The following is a 19,468-nucleotide window of genomic DNA, read 5'->3' as shown; positions in this document are numbered from 1 at the left end:
CGGGCCGTCCGGTGCGCGCGGGTCCGGGGTCCCCCGTTCGGGTGCCCGTCCGGGGCCGTGCGGCGCCGGGCGGCCCAGGATGAGGGGGTGGGTTACCCGAGCGAGGGCGGTGCGGGATGCAGTTCGACGACGACGCCGACCTGGACACGTCGGAGGTCCAGGATGTGCGCGGCAGCCGTATCCCCGGCGGGAAGGCGACGATCGGGGGCGGCATCGGCGCCCTGATCGCGCTGGTCCTGGGGATGATCTTCGGCGTGGGGCCGGAGCAGCTGGGCCTCTCGTCCGGCGACTCCGAGCCGCAGGCCACGGCGTCCACGGTCTCCGAGGTGCAGCAGGCCTGCCTCAAGGGGCGGGACGCGAACGCGCGGGAGGACTGCCGGATGGTCGCGGTGGTCAACAGCGCCCAGGACTTCTGGCGGCAGGAGTTCACCCGGCGCGGCGGGGAGTACAGCCCGGCGCGGACGGTGTTCTTCGCGAACCGGGTGGGCACCGCGTGCGGCGCGGCCACCTCGGCGGTGGGCCCCTTCTACTGCCCGGCGGACCGGAAGGTGTACCTCGACCTCGGGTTCTTCGAGGAGCTGCGGACCAAGTTCGGGGCGTCGGGCGGGCCGTTCGCGCAGGCGTACGTGGTGGCGCACGAGTACGGGCACCACATCCAGAACCTGACCGGCACGCTGGCCAAGGCGCAGGACGGGCGGCAGGGGGCGAACAGCAACGCGGTGCGGGTCGAGCTGCAGGCCGACTGCTACGCCGGCGTGTGGGCGCACCACGCGACGCGCACGCCGGACGAGAAGGGCCGGACGCTGATCACCAGGCTGACGGACGAGGACATCCAGGACGGGCTGAGCGCGGCGGCGGCCGTGGGCGACGACCGGATCCAGGAGAAGTTCCAGGGCCGGGTCATGCCGGAGGCGTGGACCCACGGCTCGGCAGAGCAGCGCCAGCGGTGGTTCTACCAGGGGTACCGGACGGGCGACATGGCCCAGTGCAACACCTTCCGCTGACTGTCACACCCGGCTGGCAGACTGTGCCGTGGGTCACGTTCACGAGAGGAAGTGACGTCATGGCAGGCAGTCCCTCCATCTGTCCGACGGTGCTGTACGCGGACGCCAAGGCCGCCCTCCAGCTGCTGACCGAGGCCTTCGGCTTCACCCGGGTCGCGGTGTACGAGGGGGACGACGGCGCGGTGGCGCACGCGGAGCTGTCGTACGGGAACGGCGTGGTGATGCTCGGCAGCAAGGGCACGGGCAGCGCCTTCGACAAGGCCATGGCCGGGGCCGGCCCGACGGGCGTGTACGTCGTGGTGGAGGACGTCGACGCGCACCACCGCCGGGCCGTGGAACACGGCGTGGAGATCCTCATGGAGCCCACGGACCAGGACTACGGCTCGCGGGACTACCTGGCCCGCGACAAAGAGGGCAACGTCTGGAGCTTCGGCACCTACGTGCCCTCCTTCTAGGGCTCCCTCGCCTCCGGGCGCCTGAATGCCCGGAAGGGGGTCCGGCCGTGCAGGCACGCCCGTTCCTCACGGGCCCGCGCGGCCGGCCCCCTCGCCGGGGCCCCTCCGGTCCACTCGCGGGGTGGCTCCGGCGCAGGACACGGAGCCGCCGCAGGGGGCGCGGCGGTGTCAGACTCCCCCGGTGTGGACCTGGAAGGCCGCGCGGCGGACCGCCTTGGCCAGGGCCGGGTCGGGGTGGGCGGCGGCGAGGGCGACCAGGACCTGCACGGTGCGGGGGTGGCCGACGGCCCGTACCTCGTCGAGCAGGTGGGGCACCGTGGTGCGCACCGCCGAGTCCAGGTGGCGGACCAGGAGTTCGTTCTCGCCGTGGTCGGCGACGGCCGCGGCGGTGTCCACCCAGAGCCAGGTCTGCTCCTCGCGCGTGAGCACGTCCTGCGCGTCCTCGGGGTCGGCGCCCTCGTGCTCGGCGAGCCAGAGCAGCGCGTACGGGCGGAGCGCCGGCTCCCCCAGCGCGGCCCGCACCTCGGGTTCGGCGGGGGCGCCGACCACGCGCAGGGCCTCGAAGGCCAGGCCGCGCAGCAGGGCGTCCTCGCCGCGGGCGGCCTGGAGGAGTTCGGCGATGGCGCTGCCGACCGGCCGGGCGGCGAGCCACGCGCGGTACTCGGCGCGGGCCGGGCCGGGGGTGAGCCGGGCGCAGCCCAGGAGCATGTTGGCGGCGGGCTGTTCGATGTTCCCGGCCGGGCTCTGGGCGGCGACGCAGATCTGCTCCAGCTTGACCCAGACCGCCCAGCTGCCGAGGGGGGTGAGGGTGGCGCGGGCGGGCCCGAGGGTGAGCGCGTCCACGGCCGCGAGGGCGCCGAGGGCCCAGCGCAGCAGGCGGGAGAGGGTGGCGGTGTCCGGGGCCGGCCCCGCGGCCTCGTCCTCGGGGCCCTCGTACGGGACCTCGCACCGCTCGTCGTGGAGTTCGGCGACGCGCTGGCCGAGGAGGTCCAGGAGCGCGGGGACGGTGACCGGCCCCGCGGAGAGCTGGAGGAGGGAGAGCAGCTGGGGCATCGCCTCGACCACCTCGGCGACCGCCGCGGGGGCGACGCCGTCGGGCGCGGGGTGGATGAGGGACCAGGCGTCGAACAGCGCGACCCAGCCGCGCAGTACGGCGGCGTCGTCGCTGTCCCAGGCGCGCAGCCGCCAGCCGGGGCGGGCGCTGGTGCCGTGGACCTCGACGAGTCCGGCGAGGCGGGCGCGGTCCCAGGCGGCGCGGATCTGGCCCGGGGTCAGGCGCAGCTCTCCGGCGGCGCGTTCGACCGCGTCGGAGGGGAGGGTGCCCGTGGTGCGCGGGTGGGGTGCGCCGGTGCCGCCGCCGAGGTGCTCGGCCGCCCAGCGGGTGAGGCGTACCTCGTCCGCGAGTGAGGCTCTGGCGCGGTTGGCGAGTTCGGCCGGGCCCGGGGTGCCCGCGGGCGGGCGGGGGGCCGGCCGGGTGCGCCGGTTCGTCACCGCCTTGCGGGCGGTGGCCACCGAGCGCGGGGAGACGAGTCGGAGTCTGGAGTCGCGCGCCAACTGCTCATCAGGCTTTCGGGACGTCACGGGGAGCAGTCTCGCCCTTCACCGGCCGAAAGCCCAAACGGAACCGGCCGTTACCACGGGCGTGTTCACGCCAACTGTGGCGGGCGGGGTCACATGAGGGGCGTGAGGAAGCGGCGCAGGGCCTCTTCGTAGCCGGCGGGGTCCGCGTTCCACATCGCCCCGTGGGGTGCGTCCCGGACGGTGTGGAGGGTGACGAGCGAGGGGCGGCGGTCGGCCAGGTTCCGCGACAGCTCGTAGGGGGCGAGGGCGTCGTCGGGGCCGTGGAGCACGAGGACGGGGACGCGCAGCCCCGCGGGGTCGGCGGCTTCCGGCAGCCGGTCGCCGCGCAGCCCGGTGCGGCCCTCGGCGGCGCGGACCGCGAGGGGAATCAGCGGGGCGGGGGTGCGGCGGGCGGCGGCGAGGTTGCGCAGGGTGCGGTGCCAGTCGAGCACGGGCGAGTCGAGGACCAGGCCGGCGATGCGGTCGCGGAGCGCGGAGCGGGCGGCGGCGTGCAGGGCCATCGAGGCCCCGGTGGACCAGCCGTGGAGGACCACGCGGTCGGCGCCGAAGCGGACGGCGTAGCGGATGGCCGCGTCGAGGTCCCGCCACTCGGACTCGCCGAGGTGGCCGAGGCCGTCCGGGGAGGCGGGGGCGCCGAGGTCGTTGCGGTAGGCGAGGTCGAGCACCGGGAGCCGTGCGGCGTTCAGGAACGGCATCAGGTTCATCGGGTGCTCGCGGGTGGCGCCCAGGCCGTGCACCGTGATCACCCAGGTGCGGCGGGGGGCGGGCACGAACCAGGCGGGCAGCGCGCCGAGCTCCCCGGGCACGTCGACGTCGGCGTACTCCAGGCCGAGCGCGGAGCCGGGGTCGCCGACGTGGAGCGCGGGGGTGAAGTGGACCCGGCTGCCGGTGGCGAGGCTGCCGTGGGTGACGCGTTCGAGGTGGCGGACGACCGTGTCGGGGTCGTGCGGGGCCTCCGCGAGCACCTGGCCGACGACGGCGTGCACGCCGGGCGCGACCAGTCCGTACCGGCCGGGACGCAGGGCGGCCAGGGAGCGGGTCAGGGACACCTGCCCGTCGGCCGCGCCGTGGACGCTGAGCCGGGGGCCGCCGGGGAGGGGGCGGCCGGGGGCGGGGCGGAGGGCCGCGTCGCCGACGTACCTGCCGACGGCGACCGCGGCCGCTCCGGCACCTATGAGCGTGGTGACGGCCGCTGCCGTCGCTGTAGCGGTGCGCACGGCTCCAGTGTCGGCGGGCGGGGGCCGGGCGGCCAGCGGAGCGGCTCGGGAGGGTGGGGCGGAAGGGAGGCGCCGCATGACGGTCACCGGCCGGAGCGGTCCGGTTACGGCTGGTCGGAGGGCCGCCGGCAGCCGCGTGATCTGCGTCTCCCGCGGGCCTCGCGGCGGCCCTCCGATGGTTCCGTTTCCATCACGGGAGCGGGCCGCTCACCTCGCCCTGACGTGCATATTTACGGACATCGACCAGACAATCGGCACAAAATGTCCCGTGGGGCGCCGATCCGGTACACCGGTCCGCCCGCCTCAGTTCATCTTCCGTTCACTCAGGTTGCCTACGTTCAACGAAGCCACTGACCTCAAACAGAAGCCTGGGTAAATGGAGCACATAACGCTTCTCCTCGGGATCGTGATCGTTACCGCTCTCGTCTTCGACTTCACGAACGGTTTCCACGACACCGCCAACGCGATGGCCACCACCATCTCGACTGGCGCTCTCAAGCCCAAGACGGCGGTGGCCATGTCCGCCGTGCTCAACCTCGTCGGCGCGTTCATGTCCGTGGAGGTCGCCAAGACGATCTCCAAGGGCCTGGTCAACGAGGAGGGCATCCAGCCCGAAGTGATCTTCGCCGCCCTGGTCGGCGCGATCCTCTGGAACCTGCTGACCTGGCTGGTCGGACTGCCGTCCAGCTCCTCCCACGCCCTGATGGGCGGTCTGATCGGTGCCGCGGTCGCGTCCGCGGGCATCGGCGCCGTCAATGGCGGCGTCGTCGTCACCAAGGTCCTCATCCCCGCCGTCGCCGCCCCGATCGTGGCCGGCGTGGCAGCGATGCTGGCCACCAAGGTCACGTACAAGCTGGGCAGCCAGGTCGGCGAGAAGACCTCCGCGAAGGGCTACCGCGCCGGGCAGATCGCCTCCGCGGGCCTGGTCTCCCTGGCGCACGGCACCAACGACGCGCAGAAGACGATGGGCATCATCACCCTGGCCCTGATCGCCGGCGGCGCCATCGCGCCCGACGCGAACCCGCCGGTCTGGGTCATCGTCTCCGCCGGTCTGGCCATCGCCCTCGGCACCTACCTCGGCGGCTGGCGCATCATCCGCACCATGGGCAAGGGCCTGACCGACCTCCAGCCGCAGCAGGGCTTCGCCGCCCAGACCTCGGCCGCGAGCGTCATCCTGGCCTCCTCCAACCTGGGCTTCTCCCTCTCCACCACCCACTCGTGCTCCGGTGCGGTCATGGGCGCCGGCCTCGGCCGCAAGGGCGGCGTGGTCCGCTGGTCCACCGCCACCCGCATGTTCGTGGCGTGGGGCCTGACCCTGCCGGCCGCCGCGCTGGTCAGCGCCGGCGCCGAGCTGGTCACCCGCCAGGGCGACTGGGGCGTCGCCGCCGTCGCGGTCTTCCTCGTCGGCTCCTGCCTCGCCATCTGGCTGGTCTCCCGCCGCCAGGTCGTCGACCACAACAACGTCAACGACGTGGACGCCGAGGAGCCCGGTGTGGTCACCACCGCCATCGCGGCCGTGACCCCGCCGCCGGCCGGCACCACCGCCGCCGTCGCGGACGAAGACCTCAAGGCCACCATCCCGGCCCCCTCCCAGCACCCCGAGTCCCCGGCGGCCCCGGCCGCCGCGGTCTGAACCACAGAGGATCAAGCGGTATGGACATCGACTGGGCAGCCCTCGGCTCCGTCTTCGGCGTGAGCCTGTCGGCCACCGTGCTCCTGGTGACGCTGTTCACCCTCGGCATCGTCGGCCTCTCGAAGCACGAGGCGGCCACCGAGCAGGGCGATGGGGGTACCTCCCAGGCCGAAGGCCGAGGGGGAGCAGCTCTGGCCCGCACGGGCGCGTACGCCTCCTTCGCGCTCTGCGCGGCGGCCGTGGCGTACGGCATCTACCTCATCGTCAGCTGACCTGACGGCCCGAACTCCCCCGCGGGACACCCGCGGGGGAGTTCTTTTGCGTGCCGCGGCGCGTCGTCCCGGTCGGGCCCGCACTCCCCCGGGCGTTCCCTTAAGGGCAGGTCAACGGCAAGTTGACGGGCTGTCGCGGTGCGTGGTGGACTGCCCGAGCCATCACGGCGGCAGGAGAGGAAGTCCGGTGCGAATCCGGCGCGGTCCCGCCACTGTCACCGGGGAGCACACCAGCCCCGGGAGCCAGGAACTCTCACCGCCGGTTTACGTCGAACCAGGGCGCGGACCCTGAGTGAGGACATACCTGCCATGCGTGCCGACCGCGTGTTCGCGTACGGCGCGGCGGCGGGCCTGATCGGCGACCGGATCCTCGGTGATCCGCGCCGCGGGCACCCCGTCGCCGCCTTCGGTCGCGCCGCCGCCGCAGTGGAACGCGCCCTCTGGCGCGACCACCGGGGCCGCGGCGCACTCCACACACTCCTCTGCGCCGGTGGTGCGGCGGCCCTGGGCGCGCTCGGCGCCCGCGCCGTGCGCTCCCGGCCCGCCCCCCTCCGTATCGCGCTGACCGCCACCGCCACCTGGGCGGTGGTCGGCGGCACCTCGCTGGCCCGCGAGGCGCGGGCCATCGGCGGGGCGCTGGCCGCCGGCGACACCGACGTGGCCCGCGAACGCCTGCCCCACCTGTGCGGGCGCGACCCGCACGCGCTGGACGAGCAGCAGATCGCGCGGGCGGTCGTGGAGTCGGTCGCCGAGAACACCTCGGACGCCGTGGTCGGGGCCCTGGTCTGGGGCGCGGTCGCGGGCGTGCCGGGACTCGCCGCCTTCCGCGCGGTGAACACCCTGGACGCCATGGTGGGCCACAAGTCGCCCCGTTACCTGCGCTACGGCTGGGCCTCGGCCCGGCTGGACGACCTCGCGGGCTGGCCGGGAGCCCGGCTCACGGCCGCCGCGGCGGTGCTGGCGGGCCCGGATCGTCGGGGGGCGGTCCGGGCCTGGCGGCAGGACGCCGCCAAGCACCCCAGTCCCAACGCCGGACCGGTCGAGTCCGCCTTCGCGGGGGCGCTCGGCGTACGGATGGGCGGCACCCTCGCGTACGGCGGACGCGTCGAGCACCGGCCGGTGCTCAACGGCGCGGCCGGCCGCCCGGTCGCCGTCCCGGACATCGAACGGGCGGTACGGCTCTCCCGGCGGGTCACCTGGCTGGCGCTGGGCGCCTGCGTGGCCGGCCGGACCCTCGCGGCGCGCGTCGCGCGCACCCACCAGGAAGGCAGGGCATGAGCGGCTCCTCGGCACGGCTCGGCGGCGGACTGCTGGTCGCCGGCACCACCTCGGACGCGGGCAAGAGCGTCGTCACGGCCGGCATCTGCCGCTGGCTCGCCCGGCAGGGCGTGAAGGTCGCGCCCTTCAAGGCGCAGAACATGTCCCTCAACTCCTTCGTCACGCGCGAGGGCGCCGAGATCGGCCGCGCCCAGGCCATGCAGGCCCAGGCGGCCCGGGTGGAGCCGACCGCGCTGATGAACCCGGTGCTGCTCAAGCCGGGCAGCGACCGCTCCAGCCAGGTCGTGCTGCTGGGCCGCCCGGTGGGCGAGATGAGCGCGCGCGGCTACCACGGCGGCCGCCAGGAGCAGCTGCTCGGCGTGGTGACGGACTGCCTGGAGCAGCTGCGGGGCACGTATGACGCCGTGATCTGCGAGGGGGCCGGCAGTCCGGCGGAGATCAACCTGCGGCGCACGGACATCGTCAACATGGGCATCGCGCGGGCCGCCCGGTTCCCGGTCGTCGTGGTCGGCGACATCGACCGGGGCGGGGTGTTCGCGTCGTTCTTCGGCACCACCGCCCTGCTCGGCGCCGAGGACCAGGAGCTGGTGGCCGGCTACCTGGTCAACAAGTTCCGGGGCGACGTCTCGCTGCTGGAGCCTGGCCTGGAGATGCTGCGCGGGCTCACCGGCCGGGCGACGTACGGCGTGCTGCCGTTCCGGCACGGGCTGGGCATCGACGAGGAGGACGGGCTGCGCGTGTCGCTGCGCGGCGCGGTCCGCGAGTCGGTGGTGGCCCCGCCGGTCGGCGAGGACGTTCTGCGGGTCGCGGTCTGCGCGGTGCCGCTGATGTCGAACTTCACGGACGTGGACGCGCTGGCCGCCGAGCCGGGCGTGGTGGTGCGGTTCGTGGACCGTCCCGAGGAGCTGGCGGACGCCGACCTGGCCGTCGTACCGGGCACCCGCGGGACGGTGAAGGCGCTCCAGTGGCTGCGCGAGCGCGGGCTGGCCGACGCCCTGCTGCGGCGGGCCGCCGAGGGCCGGCCGGTGCTCGGGATCTGCGGCGGCTTCCAGGCGCTGGGCGAGCACATCGAGGACGAGGTGGAATCCCGGGCCGGCTCGGTCCAGGGGCTCGGGCTGCTGCCCGTACGGGTGCGCTTCGAGCGGGAGAAGACCCTGGCGCGGCCGGTCGGCGAGGCGCTGGGCGAGGCCGTCGAGGGGTACGAGATCCACCACGGCGTGGCCGACGTGCGGGGCGGCGAGCCGTTCCTGGACGGGTGCCGGGTGGGTGCGGTGTGGGGCACGCACTGGCACGGCTCGCTGGAGTCGGACGGCTTCCGCCGGGCGTTCCTGCGGGAGGTCGCGGCCCAGGCCGGGCGGCGGTTCGTGCCGTCCCCCGACACGTCCTTCGGGGCGCTGCGCGAAGAACAGCTCGACCTCCTCGGCGACCTGGTCGAGGAGCACGCCGACACCGCCGCGCTGCTGCGGCTCATCGAGACCGGCGCTCCGGCCGGTCTCCCGTTCATCGCTCCGGGGGCGCCCTGATGACCGTCCAGACCCACTACCCCTTCACCGCGGTCGTCGGGATGGACGACCTGCGGCTGGCGCTGCTGCTGAACGCCGTCAGCCCGGCGGTCGGCGGCGTGCTCGTCCGGGGCGAGAAGGGCACCGCCAAGTCCACCGCCGTGCGCGCGCTGTCGGCGCTGCTGCCCGAGGTGGCCGTGGTGGGCGGCTGCCGGTTCAGCTGCGATCCCGCGGCGCCCGACCCGGGCTGCCCGGACGGACCGCACGGCGACGCGGCCGGCGAGGCGCGCCCCGCGCGGATGGTCGAACTGCCCGTCGGCGCCTCCGAGGACCGTCTGGTCGGCGCCCTGGACATCGAACGGGCCCTGGCGGACGGCGTGAAGTCCTTCGAGCCGGGCCTGCTGGCCGACGCCCACCGCGGGATCCTGTACGTCGACGAGGTCAACCTGCTCCACGACCACCTGATCGACCTGCTGCTCGACGCGGCGGCGATGGGTGCCTCGTACGTGGAGCGGGAGGGCGTGTCCGTGCGGCACGCGGCCCGCTTCCTGCTGGTCGGCACGATGAACCCGGAGGAGGGCGAGCTGCGGCCGCAGCTGCTCGACCGGTTCGGGCTGACCGTGGAGGTGGCCGCCTCCCGGGAGCCGGAGCTGCGCGTCGAGGTGGTGCGCCGCCGGCTGGCGTACGACGAGGACCCGGCCGGTTTCGCGGTGCGCTGGGCCGGCGCGGAGGCGGAGCTGCGCGCCCGGGTGGTGGCCGCGCGGGCGCTCGTACCGCGGGTGCGGCTGGGCGACGGGGCGCTGCTGATGATCGCGGCGACCTGTGCGGGCTTCGAGGTGGACGGCATGCGCGCCGACATCGTGATGGCGCGCACCGCGACGGCGCTCGCCGCGTGGGCGGGGCGGACCGACGTGCGCAAGGAGGACGTGCGGCAGGCGGCGCTGCTGGCGCTGCCGCACCGGCGGCGCCGCAACCCCTTCGACGCGCCGGGGCTGGACGAGGAGAAGCTCGACCGGATCCTGGACGGCTTCCCCGACGACGAGCCGGAGCCCGAGCCGGAGCCGGAGGGGCCGGGGGACGGTGACGGCGGCGGCGACGGTCCGGAGGGCGGTCCCGGGGGTCCCGGTGACGGCGGTCCGGACGGCGGCGGCGTGCCGCCCCAGGGCGGCGGTCCCGAGGAGACGGGCGCCGACGGTGCGCCGGAGCCGCCCGCGACCGGCGAGCCGGCCCCCGGCGAGACCGCCCCCGCCCCCGCGGCGGCCGGCGCGCCCGAGCAGGCGGCCGTGGGGGCCGCCGAGCCCTTCCGCACCCGGATGCTGAGCGTGCCGGGGCTCGGGGAGGGCGCGGCCGGGCGGCGGTCCAGGGCGCGTACGGCGCACGGGCGGACCACCGGGTCCCAGCGCCCCCGGGGCCAGCTGACGAAGCTCCACCTGGCGGCCACCGTACGGGCCGCGGCCCCGCACCAGCGGGCCCGCGGGCGGTCCGGGCCCGGCCTGGTGGTGCGCCGGGACGACCTGCGGCAGGCGACGCGGGAGGGCCGCGAGGGCAACCTCGTGCTGTTCGCGGTCGACGCGTCGGGGTCGATGGCGGCCCGGCAGCGGATGGGCGCGGTCAAGGGCGCGGTGCTGTCGCTGCTGCTGGACGCCTACCAGCGGCGCGACAAGGTGGGGCTGATCACGTTCCGGGGTGCCGGGGCCGAACTCGCCCTGCCGCCCACCTCGTCGGTGGACGCGGCGGCGGCCCGGCTGGAACTGCTGCCGACGGGCGGCCGCACCCCGCTCGCCGCGGGGCTGCTGAAGGCCCACGAGACGCTGCGGATCGAGCGGCTGCGCGACCCGTCCCGGCGGCCGCTGCTGGTGGTCGTCACCGACGGGCGGGCCACCGCCGGCCCGGACGCGGTGGGACTGGCCGCGCGCGCCGCACGGCTGCTGGCCGGCGAGGGGACCGCCTCGGTGGTCGTGGACTGCGAGACCGGCCCGGTGCGGCTGGGCCTGGCCGGGCGGCTGGCCGCCGACCTGGGCGGGACGGCCGTGACCCTGGAGGGGCTGCGGGCCGACGCCCTCGCGGGCCTGGTGAAGGACATGCGTACGGACGGGCGCGCCGACAGGCGGGCGCCCGGTTTCCACCACACGGACAGGAGGGCCGCGTAATGCCCCAGGGACAGCCGACCGTCATCCCGGACGACGGTCTGACCACGCGCCAGCGCCGCAACCGCCCGCTGGTCTTCGTGCACACCGGCCCCGGCAAGGGCAAGTCCACCGCGGCCTTCGGCCTGGCGCTGCGGGCCTGGAACCAGGGCTGGCCGATCGGGGTGTTCCAGTTCGTCAAGTCCGCGAAGTGGAAGGTCGGCGAGGAGAACGCCCTCAAGGCCCTCGGCGAGACGGGCAAGGGCGGCACGGTCGTCTGGCACAAGATGGGCGAGGGCTGGTCCTGGGTGCAGCGCGACGCGCAGCTCGACAACGAGCAGGCGGCGCGGGAGGGCTGGGAGCAGGTCAAGCGCGACCTGGCCGCGGAGACCCACCGGCTGTACGTGCTGGACGAGTTCGCGTACCCGCTGCACTGGGGCTGGATCGACGTGGACGAGGTCATCGAGGTGCTGCGGGACCGGCCGGGGCAGCAGCACGTGGTGATCACGGGCCGCAACGCGCCGGAGAAGCTGGTGGAGTTCGCGGACCTGGTCACCGAGATGACCAAGGTCAAGCACCCGATGGACGCCGGCCAGAAGGGCCAGAAGGGCATCGAGTGGTGAGGATCCCGCGTCTGGTCGTCGCCGCTCCCTCGTCGGGGAGCGGCAAGACCACCGTCGCGACGGGGCTGATGGCGGCCTTCGCCGAGCGCGGGCTCGCCGTCTCCCCGCACAAGGTGGGCCCCGACTACATCGACCCCGGCTACCACGCGCTGGCCACCGGCCGGCCGGGCCGGAACCTGGACGCCTTCATGTGCGGGACCGGCATGGTCGGCCCGCTGTTCGCGCACGGGGCGGCCGGCTGCGACCTGGCCGTGGTCGAGGGCGTGATGGGCCTGTACGACGGTGCGGCCGGGCAGGGCGAGCTGGCGTCCACCGCGCAGGTGGCGAAGCTGCTGCGGGCGCCGGTGGTCCTGGTCGTGGACGCGTCCTCGCAGTCCCGGTCGGTGGCGGCGCTGGTGCACGGTTTCGCGTCCTTCGACCCGCAGGTGCGGCTCGGGGGCGTGATCCTGAACAAGGTCGGTTCCGACCGGCACGAGGCGATGCTGCGGGAGGCCCTGGAGGAGGCGGGCGCCACGGTGCTGGGCGTGCTGCGGCGCGCTCCGCAGGTGGCGGCGCCGTCCCGGCACCTGGGTCTGGTGCCGGTGGCCGAGCGCCGTGCGGACGCCCTGGACTCCGTACGGGCCCTGGCGGACCAGGTGCGGGCGGGCTGCGACCTGGAGGCGCTGCTGGCGCTGGCCCGGTCCGCGCCGCCGCTGGCGGAGGAGGCGTGGTCGGCCGGGGAGGCGGTGGCGTCCGTCGCGGGTGCCGCGGATGGCGCTGGTGCCGCGGATGGCGCGGGCACCCCGGCCGGGCGGCCGGTCGTGGCCGTGGCCGGCGGGCCGGCGTTCACCTTCTCGTACGCCGAGCACACCGAGCTGCTGCGCGCCGCCGGGGCGGAGGTCGTCGCCTTCGACCCGCTCGGGGACGAGGCGCTGCCCGAGGGCACGAGCGGTCTGGTGATAGGCGGCGGCTTCCCCGAGGTGTACGCCCCCGAGCTGGCCGCCAACGAGCCCCTGCGGAAGGCCGTGGCCGAACTGGCGGCCTCCGGTGCTCCGGTGGCCGCGGAGTGCGCCGGCCTGCTCTACCTGGCCCGTTCCCTGGACGGCAAGCCGATGTGCGGGGTGCTCGACGCGGACGCGCGGATGTCGGAGCGCCTCACCCTGGGCTACCGCGAGGCCGTGGCCCTCACCGACAACGCCCTGGCCGCGGCCGGCAGCCGGCTGCGCGGGCACGAGTTCCACCGGACAGTGGTCGAGCCCGGCGCGGGTGCCGAGCCGGCGTGGGGGTTCACGCACCCGGAGCGGCGCGTCGAGGGCTTCGTACGGGGCGGGGTGCACGCCAGCTACCTGCACACGCACTGGGCCGCGGCGCCCTCGGTGGCGGTGCGGCTGGCCGCGGCGGCGGGCCGTGCCGCGGCGGACGGGCCCGGCCGGGCGAGACCGGCGGGATCCTGATGCCCGGTGGGGGGCCCGCGGCCGGAGGACCGCGGGCCGGCGGGGCGCTCCGGTCCGGCTCCGGCGTGACCCGCGGCGGGGCGCTCCGGTCCGGGGGCGGCGTGACCCGCGGCGGGGCGCTCCGGTCCACGGGCGAGGCGGTCGGGGCGATCCGCCCGTTCCGGTCATCCCACCCGTTCTGCCCCTCCCACCCGTTCCGCTCCTCCCGGTCGCTCCGCTCATTCCGCGATGCCGACCACCAGCCAGATGACGCCCACTCCCCCGGTCGTGCACAGCAGCGTGGAGAGGGCGGGGTGATCGTGGTGCGCCTCGGGCAGGATCTCGGCCGCCGCGAGGTAGAGCAGGGCGCCGCCGAAGAAGCCGAGGTACGCGCCGAGGGGTTCCTCCGGGAGGGTGAACAGCAGGGTGGACGCGGCGCCGACGACCGGCGCCAGCGCGTCCGCCACCAGCATGGCCGTGGCCTTGCGGCGGTCGTTCCCGTACAGGCTGGCCAGCGTGTACGTGTTGAAGCCGTCGGCGAAGTCGTGGGTGATGACGGCCAGCGCCACGGCCACGCCCATGCCGCCGCCGACCTGGAAGGCCGCGCCGAGCGCCACGCCGTCCATGAGGCTGTGGCCGACCATCGCGGCGGCAGCCGTGAGGCCGACCTGGGGCGCCCTGTCTCCCCTGCCGCCCCCGCCCCCGGTCCCGTCCTGGGCGCCGTGGGCGGCCTGGCGCACGGCCAGCAGGCGCTCCACGACGTGCGTCGTCAGGAAGCCCGCCACGAAGAGCAGCAGGGCGGCCGGCACGCCGAACACCTCGGTGCCGGCCGCGTCGAGCGCCTCCGGCAGCAGGTCGAGGCCGACCACGCCCAGCATCAGCCCGCCCGCGAGGCCGAGCACGAGGTGGCGGCGGTCGGTGACGCGCTGCGCCGTCCACCCGCCCGCCAGCGTCATCAGGAACGCGCCCAGCGCGACGATCACCGCCATGGGCCCCTGCTTACCGATCCGCGGCGATTCGCGCACCTCCGGGCGGCGACACGGCGGGGCACCCCGTTGACCGGCGGGTTGACGCCGGTGAATCATCGCTGAACCCGATCCCCCCCCACAGTTTCGAGAGGACCACTCGATTGATCGGTCTCATATCCCGCGCGGGCGCCGCGCGGGTCGTCGTCGGTGTCGGTGCCCGCGAGGGCGTGTCCGTGGACGAGGTCTGCGGTGTGGTCGAGGAGGCCCTGCGCGGGGTGGGGCTCACGCCCGCCGCCGTGACGGCGCTCGCCACGGTCGAGGGGAAGGCGGGCGAGGCGGGGATCGTCGGTGCGGCCGCCCGGTTCGGGGTGCCCGTGGTGGCGTACGACGCGCGGACCCTGGCCGGGGTGCCGGTGCCGCATCCGTCGGCCGCCGTGGAGTCGGCCGCGGGTACCCCGTCGGTGGCGGAGGCCGCCGCGCTGGCGGCGGGGGGCGAACTCCTCGTACCGAAGCAGCGGTCGGAGCGGGCCACCTGCGCGGTGGCGACCGCGGCCGGGTCCGGCGGGGACGGCGGGCCCGACCTGCGGCACCACGGGGACGCGGAGGTGCGCGGGATCGCGGGCCTGGTGGACCTGGCCGTGAACGTGCGGGCGGACACCCCGCCGGAATGGCTGAGACGTCACATCGCCCTGTCGCTGGACACCCTGGCCGCGTATCCCGACGGGCGCGAGGCGCGGGCCGCGGTGGCCGAGCGGCACGGGCTGCCGGTGGAGCGGGTGCTGCTGACTGCGGGCGCCGCGGAGGCGTTCGTGCTGCTGGCACGGGCGCTGCGGGTGCGGCGGCCGGTGGTGGTGCACCCGCAGTTCACCGAGCCCGAGGCCGCCCTGCTGGACGCCGGGCACCGGGTGGAGCGGGTGCTGCTGCGCGAGGAGGACGGCTTCCGGCTGGACCCGGCGGACGTGCCGGAGGAGGCGGATCTGGTGGTGGTCGGCAACCCCACCAACCCGACGTCGGTGCTGCACCCGGCCGCCACGCTGGTGAAGCTGGCGCGGCCGGGGCGGGTGCTGGTGGTGGACGAGGCGTTCATGGACGCGGTGCCGGGCGAGCGGGAGGCCCTGGCGGGCCGGACGGACGTGCCGGGTCTCGTGGTGCTGCGGAGCCTGACGAAGACCTGGGGGCTCGCGGGGCTGCGGATCGGCTACGTGCTGGCGGAGCCGGAGACGATCGCCCTGCTGGAGCGGGCGCAGCCGCTGTGGCCGGTCTCGACGCCGGCGCTGGCGGCGGCCGAGGCGTGCGTGTCGGAGCGGGCGCTCGCGGAGGCGGAGGAGGCGGCCCGGCAGATCGCGGTGGACCGTGACCACCTGCTGGCGGGGCTGGCGGAGTTCGAGGAGATCCGGGCGGTGCGGCCGGCCGAGGGCCCGTTCGTGCTGATCCGGGTGGACCGGGCGGACGAGGTGCGGGCGCGGCTGCGGACGCTGGGCTTCGCCGCCCGGCGCGGTGACACCTTCCCGGGACTGGGCCCCGACTGGCTGCGGCTGGCGGTGCGGGACCGGGCGACGACCGGGCGGTTCCTCCAGGCGCTGGACCAGGCGCTGACGCTGACGACGCGGTGACGCCGGCGGCCGGCGTGACGCCGGAAGCGCGGTGCCGCCGTGACGCCATGACGCCGTGAGCACCGTGCCGCCGTGACGCGGTGACGCGGTGACGCGGTGACGCGGTGACGCGGTGAACATGCCGAGGGGGAGGGCGCCCTGTACCGGCGCCCTCCCCCTCAGCTCCCCTGCGATCCCGTCACGGGATCCCCCCTCGGGCCGGTCAGGCGCCGCTGTTCCCCCGGCCGCGGCTCATGACGAGCGCCCCCGCGCCGACGCCGAGCAGGATGAGGGCGCCGCCGGCGACGTACGGCGTGACCGAACTGCCGCCGGTCTCGGCGAGGTTGGCCTTGCCGGGGCCGGTCTGCGGCTTCACGCCGGGCTTGGGCGGGGTGTGGGTCACGGTCGGGGTGGGCGAGGGGCTCGCCCCGCCGGCCGGGGTGGCGCAGGTGGCCTCGGCCAGCACCAGTTCGCCCTCCACCTCGGCGACGTTGAGCTTGAGCGGGTTCACGGAGACCTTGAGCTTCAGCGCGGTCGCGGCGGCCGTGCGGGAGGTGGTCTCGGTGCCGGACAGGTCGAGCCGTACCTCGCCGACGCCGGGCACCTCGACCTTGGTGGTGCCGCCCGCGGAGAGCGTGACCTTCTTGCCGAGCACGGTGACGGCGCCGAGCACGTTGGACTCGGCCGTGGGCTTGCGGCCCTTCACGCAGACGGCCTCGGCGGTGACCTTCTCGACCTGGATCACGGAGAGCAGCGGCAGGCCGGGGACGTGCACCCGGGCGTTGGCGAGGGTGACGGAACCCTCGGCGCGGCGCTTGTCCGCGGTCGCCCTGGCGCTGGCCACGTCGGCGCGCAGGACGCTGACCGGGCGGCCCTGGTCGACCCCGTCGAGGGTGACGGTGAGCGCGGTCTTCTCGGCACTGGCCGGGGCGGTGACCTCGTTCAGGGTGGCCTTGAGGGGCACGTGGACGGTCTTGTTGAGCAGTCCGACGTCGAGCCCGGTGCGCAGTACGACGGCGCTCGCCCGGCCGTCCCGTCCGGCCCCTCCGGTGGCGTGCGCGGGTGCGGCGGCCAGCAGCGCGGTGGGACCCGCGACGAGGGCCGCGGCGGCCAGGGCGGCGGAGGAACGGCGTGCGGGCAGGCGGAAGGTGTTGCTGTTCAAGGTGGTGGAACCCCCAACGAGATATGGAGCCCTCGGCGGCGCCAATGGGGGACATTGCGCGCGCCGACGGCCTCGACCACCGGAATCCTTACGCACTGAGAGTGAACGGGTGGCGACCTGGCGTGAGTTCACTCCAAAGGGGGGTTTCCGTGCGGGCTTTCGAATCTCGGGGTCCGCGCTTCCCCGTACGTCCCGCCCGTCACACGGAACGGGCGCGTACGCCGGGCCGCACGCGGCACCGCCGGGCGAGCACAACGACCGCGCGGGGCCGGTGGTAACGGTTCGTCAACCGGGCCCGTAACGCGCGGGCGGGCCCGTGACCTGCGCTCGTTGGACGGCGCGCGTCAGGCGACGACCCGGCCGTCGAGGACGATCCGCCGGGGCGCGGCGAGCACCCGGACGTCCGCCCGCGGATCGGTCCCGTAGACGACGAGGTCGGCCGGGGCGCCCTCGTCGAGGCCGGGGCGGCCCAGCCAGCGGCGCGCTCCCCAGGCGGTGGCCGAGAGGGCGTCGAGGGCGGGGATGCCGGCCTTGACGAGTTCGGCGACCTCCTCGGCGACCAGGCCGTGCGGGAGGGAGCCGCCCGCGTCGGTGCCGACGTAGACCGGGACGCCCGCGTCGTAGGCGGCGCGCACGGTGTCGTAGCGGCGCTCGTGGAGCCGGCGCATGTGGGCGGACCAGCGCGGGAACTTGGCCTCGCCGCCCTCGGCCAGCCGGGGGAAGGTGGCGATGTTGACGAGGGTGGGGACGATCGCGACCCCCCGCTCCGCGAAGAGCGGGATGGTCTCCTCCGTCAGGCCGGTGGCGTGCTCGATGCAGTCGATGCCCGCCTCGACGAGGTCGCGCAGGGAGTCCTCGGCGAAGCAGTGGGCGGTGACGCGGGCCCCGAGGCGGTGGGCCTCGGCGATGGCCGCCTCGGCCTCGGCACGGGGCCAGCAGGCGGTGAGGTCGCCCGCGTCGCGGTCGATCCAGTCGCCGACGAGCTTGACCCAGCCGTCGCCGCGCCGCGCCTCCCGGGCGACGTACGCGACCAGGTCCTCGGGCTCGATCTCGTGGGCGTAGTTGCGGATGTAGCGGCGGGTGCGGGCGATGTGGCGGCCGGCCCTGATGATCTTGGGGAGGTCCTCGCGGGCGTCGATCCAGCGGGTGTCGGAGGGCGATCCGGCGTCACGGATCAGCAGCGTGCCGGCGGCGCGGTCGGTGAGGGCCTGCTCCTCGCTGGTGGTGTCGTCGACGGGACCGTGGCGGTCGAGGCCGACGTGGCAGTGGGCGTCGACCAGGCCGGGCAGCGCCCAGCCCTCGACCGTGGTGATCTCGCGGGCGGCGCGCGGGCGTTCGTACGAGACCCGGCCGCCGACCACCCACAGCTCGTCGCGGACGTCGTCGGGCCCGACGAGCACCCGCCCCTTCACGTGCAGTACGGCGTGATCGCTCATGGCGGCACTTTACGCACGCGCGGGCTAGGGTCGACCGGGTAGTCCCCGACGAAGAGAGCACCGCCGTGAGCCACCCCCTCCTTGACCTGGCACCGCTGACCGCGGAGCGTTTCGCGTCGATCGAGAGGGGGGTCGCCGCGCTGCTGGGCACCGGGCAGGACGTGGTGGTCACCCAGGGGGAGGCGCTGCTGCCGCTGGAGGGGTGCATCCGGTCCGGCGCGCGGGCGGGGTCGACGGCGCTGAACGTGGTGACGGGTCCGTACGGGAACACCTTCGGCAACTGGCTGCGGGACTGCGGGGCGCGGGTGGTGGACCTGGCCGTCCCGTTCGACACCGCGGTGACGGCGGAGCAGGTGGACGCGGCGCTGACCGCGCATCCGGAGACCGACTTCGTGTCGCTGGTGCACGCGGAGGCGGCGACGGGCAACACCAATCCGGCCGCCGCGATCGGTGAGGTCGTACGGGCCCACGGCGCCCTGTTCATGCTGGACGCCGTCGCGTCGGTGGGCGCGGAGCCGCTGCTGCCGGACGCGTGGGGCGTGGACCTGTGCGTGATCGGCGCGCAGAAGGCGATGGGCGGGCCGGCGGGCGTCTCGGCGGTGTCGGTCTCGGAGCGGGCCTGGGAGCGGTTCGCGGCCAACCCGGCGGCCCCGCGCCGCTCCTACCTGTCGCTGCTGGACTGGAAGGAGCGCTGGATCGACGGGGGCCGCAGGGCGCTGCTGCACGCGCCGGCGCAACTGGAGATGCTGGCGCTGGAGGCCTGCCTGGACCGGATCGCGGCGGAGGGGCTCCCGGTGGTGATGCGGCGGCACGCGGCGGCCGCGGCGGCGACCCGGGCGGGCGCGGAGGCCCTGCCGGGGCTGGCCCCGTACGTGGGCGCGGCGGAGGCTGCTGCGCCGGTGGCCACGACGCTGCGTACCGCGCCGGGGCTGGACGCCGCGGCCGTGGTGGCGAAGGCGCTGGCCGCCGCCCCGGCCGTGCCGCTGGCCGCGGGCGGCGGGGCGCTGGCCGCGGAGATGCTGCGGGTGAACCACTACGGGCGGGACGCGAGCCTGGCGGTGGTCACGGACTCGCTGACGGCGCTGGCGGCGGCCCTGGAGGTGCCCGCGGAGGGCGCGGTGGCCGCGGCGGCCGACGCGTGGGCGGCGCTGCAGGCCTGACGGTCGGCACCGGCCGCGGACGGGAAGCCCCGGAAGCGGGCGGCAGG

At 75.7% G+C, this 19,468-nt stretch carries 16 protein-coding genes and 1 riboswitch; of the genes, 11 read left to right on the top strand and 5 right to left on the bottom strand.

Annotated features, from left to right (window positions below; all coding sequences use genetic code 11):
• The first annotated feature begins 116 nt into the window (after positions 1-116).
• Both ACIQUR_RS10180 and ACIQUR_RS10175 read left to right on the top strand, forming a co-directional pair.
• A complete protein-coding gene (locus tag ACIQUR_RS10180) occupies positions 117-1,004 on the top strand; it encodes a neutral zinc metallopeptidase (protein ID WP_403661248.1) in 888 nt (295 codons plus the stop codon).
• Positions 1,005-1,063: 59 nt separating this feature from the next.
• Complete coding sequence (locus ACIQUR_RS10175; protein WP_403661245.1) at positions 1,064-1,459, top strand: VOC family protein; 396 nt, start codon at positions 1,064-1,066, stop codon at positions 1,457-1,459.
• A gap of 168 nt (positions 1,460-1,627) precedes the next feature.
• Here the strand turns inward: ACIQUR_RS10175 and ACIQUR_RS10170 are convergent, their stop codons facing one another.
• Together ACIQUR_RS10170 and ACIQUR_RS10165 are read right to left on the bottom strand one after the other, a co-directional pair.
• Positions 1,628-2,950, bottom strand: a complete 1,323-nt coding sequence (locus tag ACIQUR_RS10170) for a hypothetical protein (protein ID WP_403661469.1) — start codon at positions 2,948-2,950, stop codon at positions 1,628-1,630.
• Between the two features lie 179 nt (positions 2,951-3,129).
• A complete protein-coding gene (locus tag ACIQUR_RS10165; protein ID WP_403661242.1) occupies positions 3,130-4,257 on the bottom strand; it encodes an alpha/beta hydrolase in 1,128 nt (375 codons plus the stop codon).
• Between the two features lie 376 nt (positions 4,258-4,633).
• On the opposite strand from ACIQUR_RS10165, the gene ACIQUR_RS10160 reads away from it, so the two are divergent.
• From ACIQUR_RS10160 to ACIQUR_RS10130, 7 genes are all read left to right on the top strand, one after another.
• Positions 4,634-5,890, top strand: coding sequence for an anion permease (locus ACIQUR_RS10160; RefSeq protein WP_403661239.1), 1,257 nt, complete (start codon positions 4,634-4,636; stop codon positions 5,888-5,890).
• A gap of 20 nt (positions 5,891-5,910) precedes the next feature.
• Positions 5,911-6,162, top strand: coding sequence for a hypothetical protein (locus ACIQUR_RS10155; protein ID WP_403661236.1), 252 nt, complete (start codon positions 5,911-5,913; stop codon positions 6,160-6,162).
• Between the two features lie 128 nt (positions 6,163-6,290).
• Positions 6,291-6,436: riboswitch (cobalamin riboswitch) on the top strand.
• 35 nt (positions 6,437-6,471) lie between these two features.
• The gene (locus ACIQUR_RS10150; protein ID WP_403661233.1) at positions 6,472-7,440 is read left to right on the top strand and encodes a cobalamin biosynthesis protein; all 969 of its coding nucleotides are present in this window, start codon (positions 6,472-6,474) and stop codon (positions 7,438-7,440) included.
• Complete coding sequence (locus tag ACIQUR_RS10145) at positions 7,437-8,963, top strand: cobyric acid synthase (protein WP_403661230.1); 1,527 nt, start codon at positions 7,437-7,439, stop codon at positions 8,961-8,963. Before ACIQUR_RS10150 ends, ACIQUR_RS10145 begins: the two co-directional genes overlap by 4 nt.
• Complete coding sequence (locus tag ACIQUR_RS10140; RefSeq protein WP_403661227.1) at positions 8,963-11,092, top strand: putative cobaltochelatase; 2,130 nt, start codon at positions 8,963-8,965, stop codon at positions 11,090-11,092. Before ACIQUR_RS10145 ends, ACIQUR_RS10140 begins: the two co-directional genes overlap by 1 nt.
• Positions 11,092-11,691 (top strand): cob(I)yrinic acid a,c-diamide adenosyltransferase, encoded by a 600-nt coding sequence (gene cobO / locus ACIQUR_RS10135; RefSeq protein WP_403661224.1) that lies wholly within the window; start codon positions 11,092-11,094, stop codon positions 11,689-11,691. Before ACIQUR_RS10140 ends, cobO begins: the two co-directional genes overlap by 1 nt.
• Positions 11,685-13,124 (top strand): cobyrinate a,c-diamide synthase, encoded by a 1,440-nt coding sequence (locus ACIQUR_RS10130; RefSeq protein ID WP_403661222.1) that lies wholly within the window; start codon positions 11,685-11,687, stop codon positions 13,122-13,124. The genes cobO and ACIQUR_RS10130 overlap by 7 nt, the downstream gene beginning before the upstream one ends.
• A 218-nt stretch (positions 13,125-13,342) precedes the next feature.
• Here the strand turns inward: ACIQUR_RS10130 and ACIQUR_RS10125 are convergent, their stop codons facing one another.
• Positions 13,343-14,092 carry a ZIP family metal transporter gene (locus ACIQUR_RS10125; RefSeq protein ID WP_403661219.1) on the bottom strand — a complete coding sequence of 250 codons (750 nt, stop codon included), beginning with the start codon at positions 14,090-14,092 and terminating at the stop codon, positions 13,343-13,345.
• Positions 14,093-14,232: 140 nt separating this feature from the next.
• Between ACIQUR_RS10125 and cobC the strand changes: the two genes are divergently transcribed.
• The gene (gene cobC, locus ACIQUR_RS10120; RefSeq protein ID WP_403661216.1) at positions 14,233-15,684 is read left to right on the top strand and encodes an Rv2231c family pyridoxal phosphate-dependent protein CobC; all 1,452 of its coding nucleotides are present in this window, start codon (positions 14,233-14,235) and stop codon (positions 15,682-15,684) included.
• 202 nt (positions 15,685-15,886) lie between these two features.
• Here the strand turns inward: cobC and ACIQUR_RS10115 are convergent, their stop codons facing one another.
• Both ACIQUR_RS10115 and ACIQUR_RS10110 read right to left on the bottom strand, forming a co-directional pair.
• Entirely contained in the window at positions 15,887-16,825 is a 939-nt protein-coding gene (locus ACIQUR_RS10115; RefSeq protein ID WP_403661213.1) for an SCO1860 family LAETG-anchored protein, read from the bottom strand.
• A 344-nt stretch (positions 16,826-17,169) separates the two neighbouring features.
• On the bottom strand, positions 17,170-18,261 hold the full coding sequence (locus ACIQUR_RS10110; RefSeq protein WP_403661210.1) for an amidohydrolase family protein: 1,092 nt from the start codon (positions 18,259-18,261) through the stop codon (positions 17,170-17,172).
• 65 nt (positions 18,262-18,326) lie between these two features.
• Here ACIQUR_RS10110 and ACIQUR_RS10105 point away from each other — a divergent pair, with 65 nt between their 5' ends.
• Positions 18,327-19,421 carry a pyridoxal-phosphate-dependent aminotransferase family protein gene (locus ACIQUR_RS10105; RefSeq protein WP_403661207.1) on the top strand — a complete coding sequence of 365 codons (1,095 nt, stop codon included), beginning with the start codon at positions 18,327-18,329 and terminating at the stop codon, positions 19,419-19,421.
• The last annotated feature ends 47 nt before the right edge of the window (positions 19,422-19,468 follow it).

It is taken from the genome of Streptomyces sp. NPDC101132, assembly GCF_044759225.1.
In the GTDB taxonomy this organism is placed as follows: Bacteria; Actinomycetota; Actinomycetes; order Streptomycetales; family Streptomycetaceae; genus Streptomyces.
This window is presented reverse-complemented; position numbering and strand designations above follow the sequence as displayed.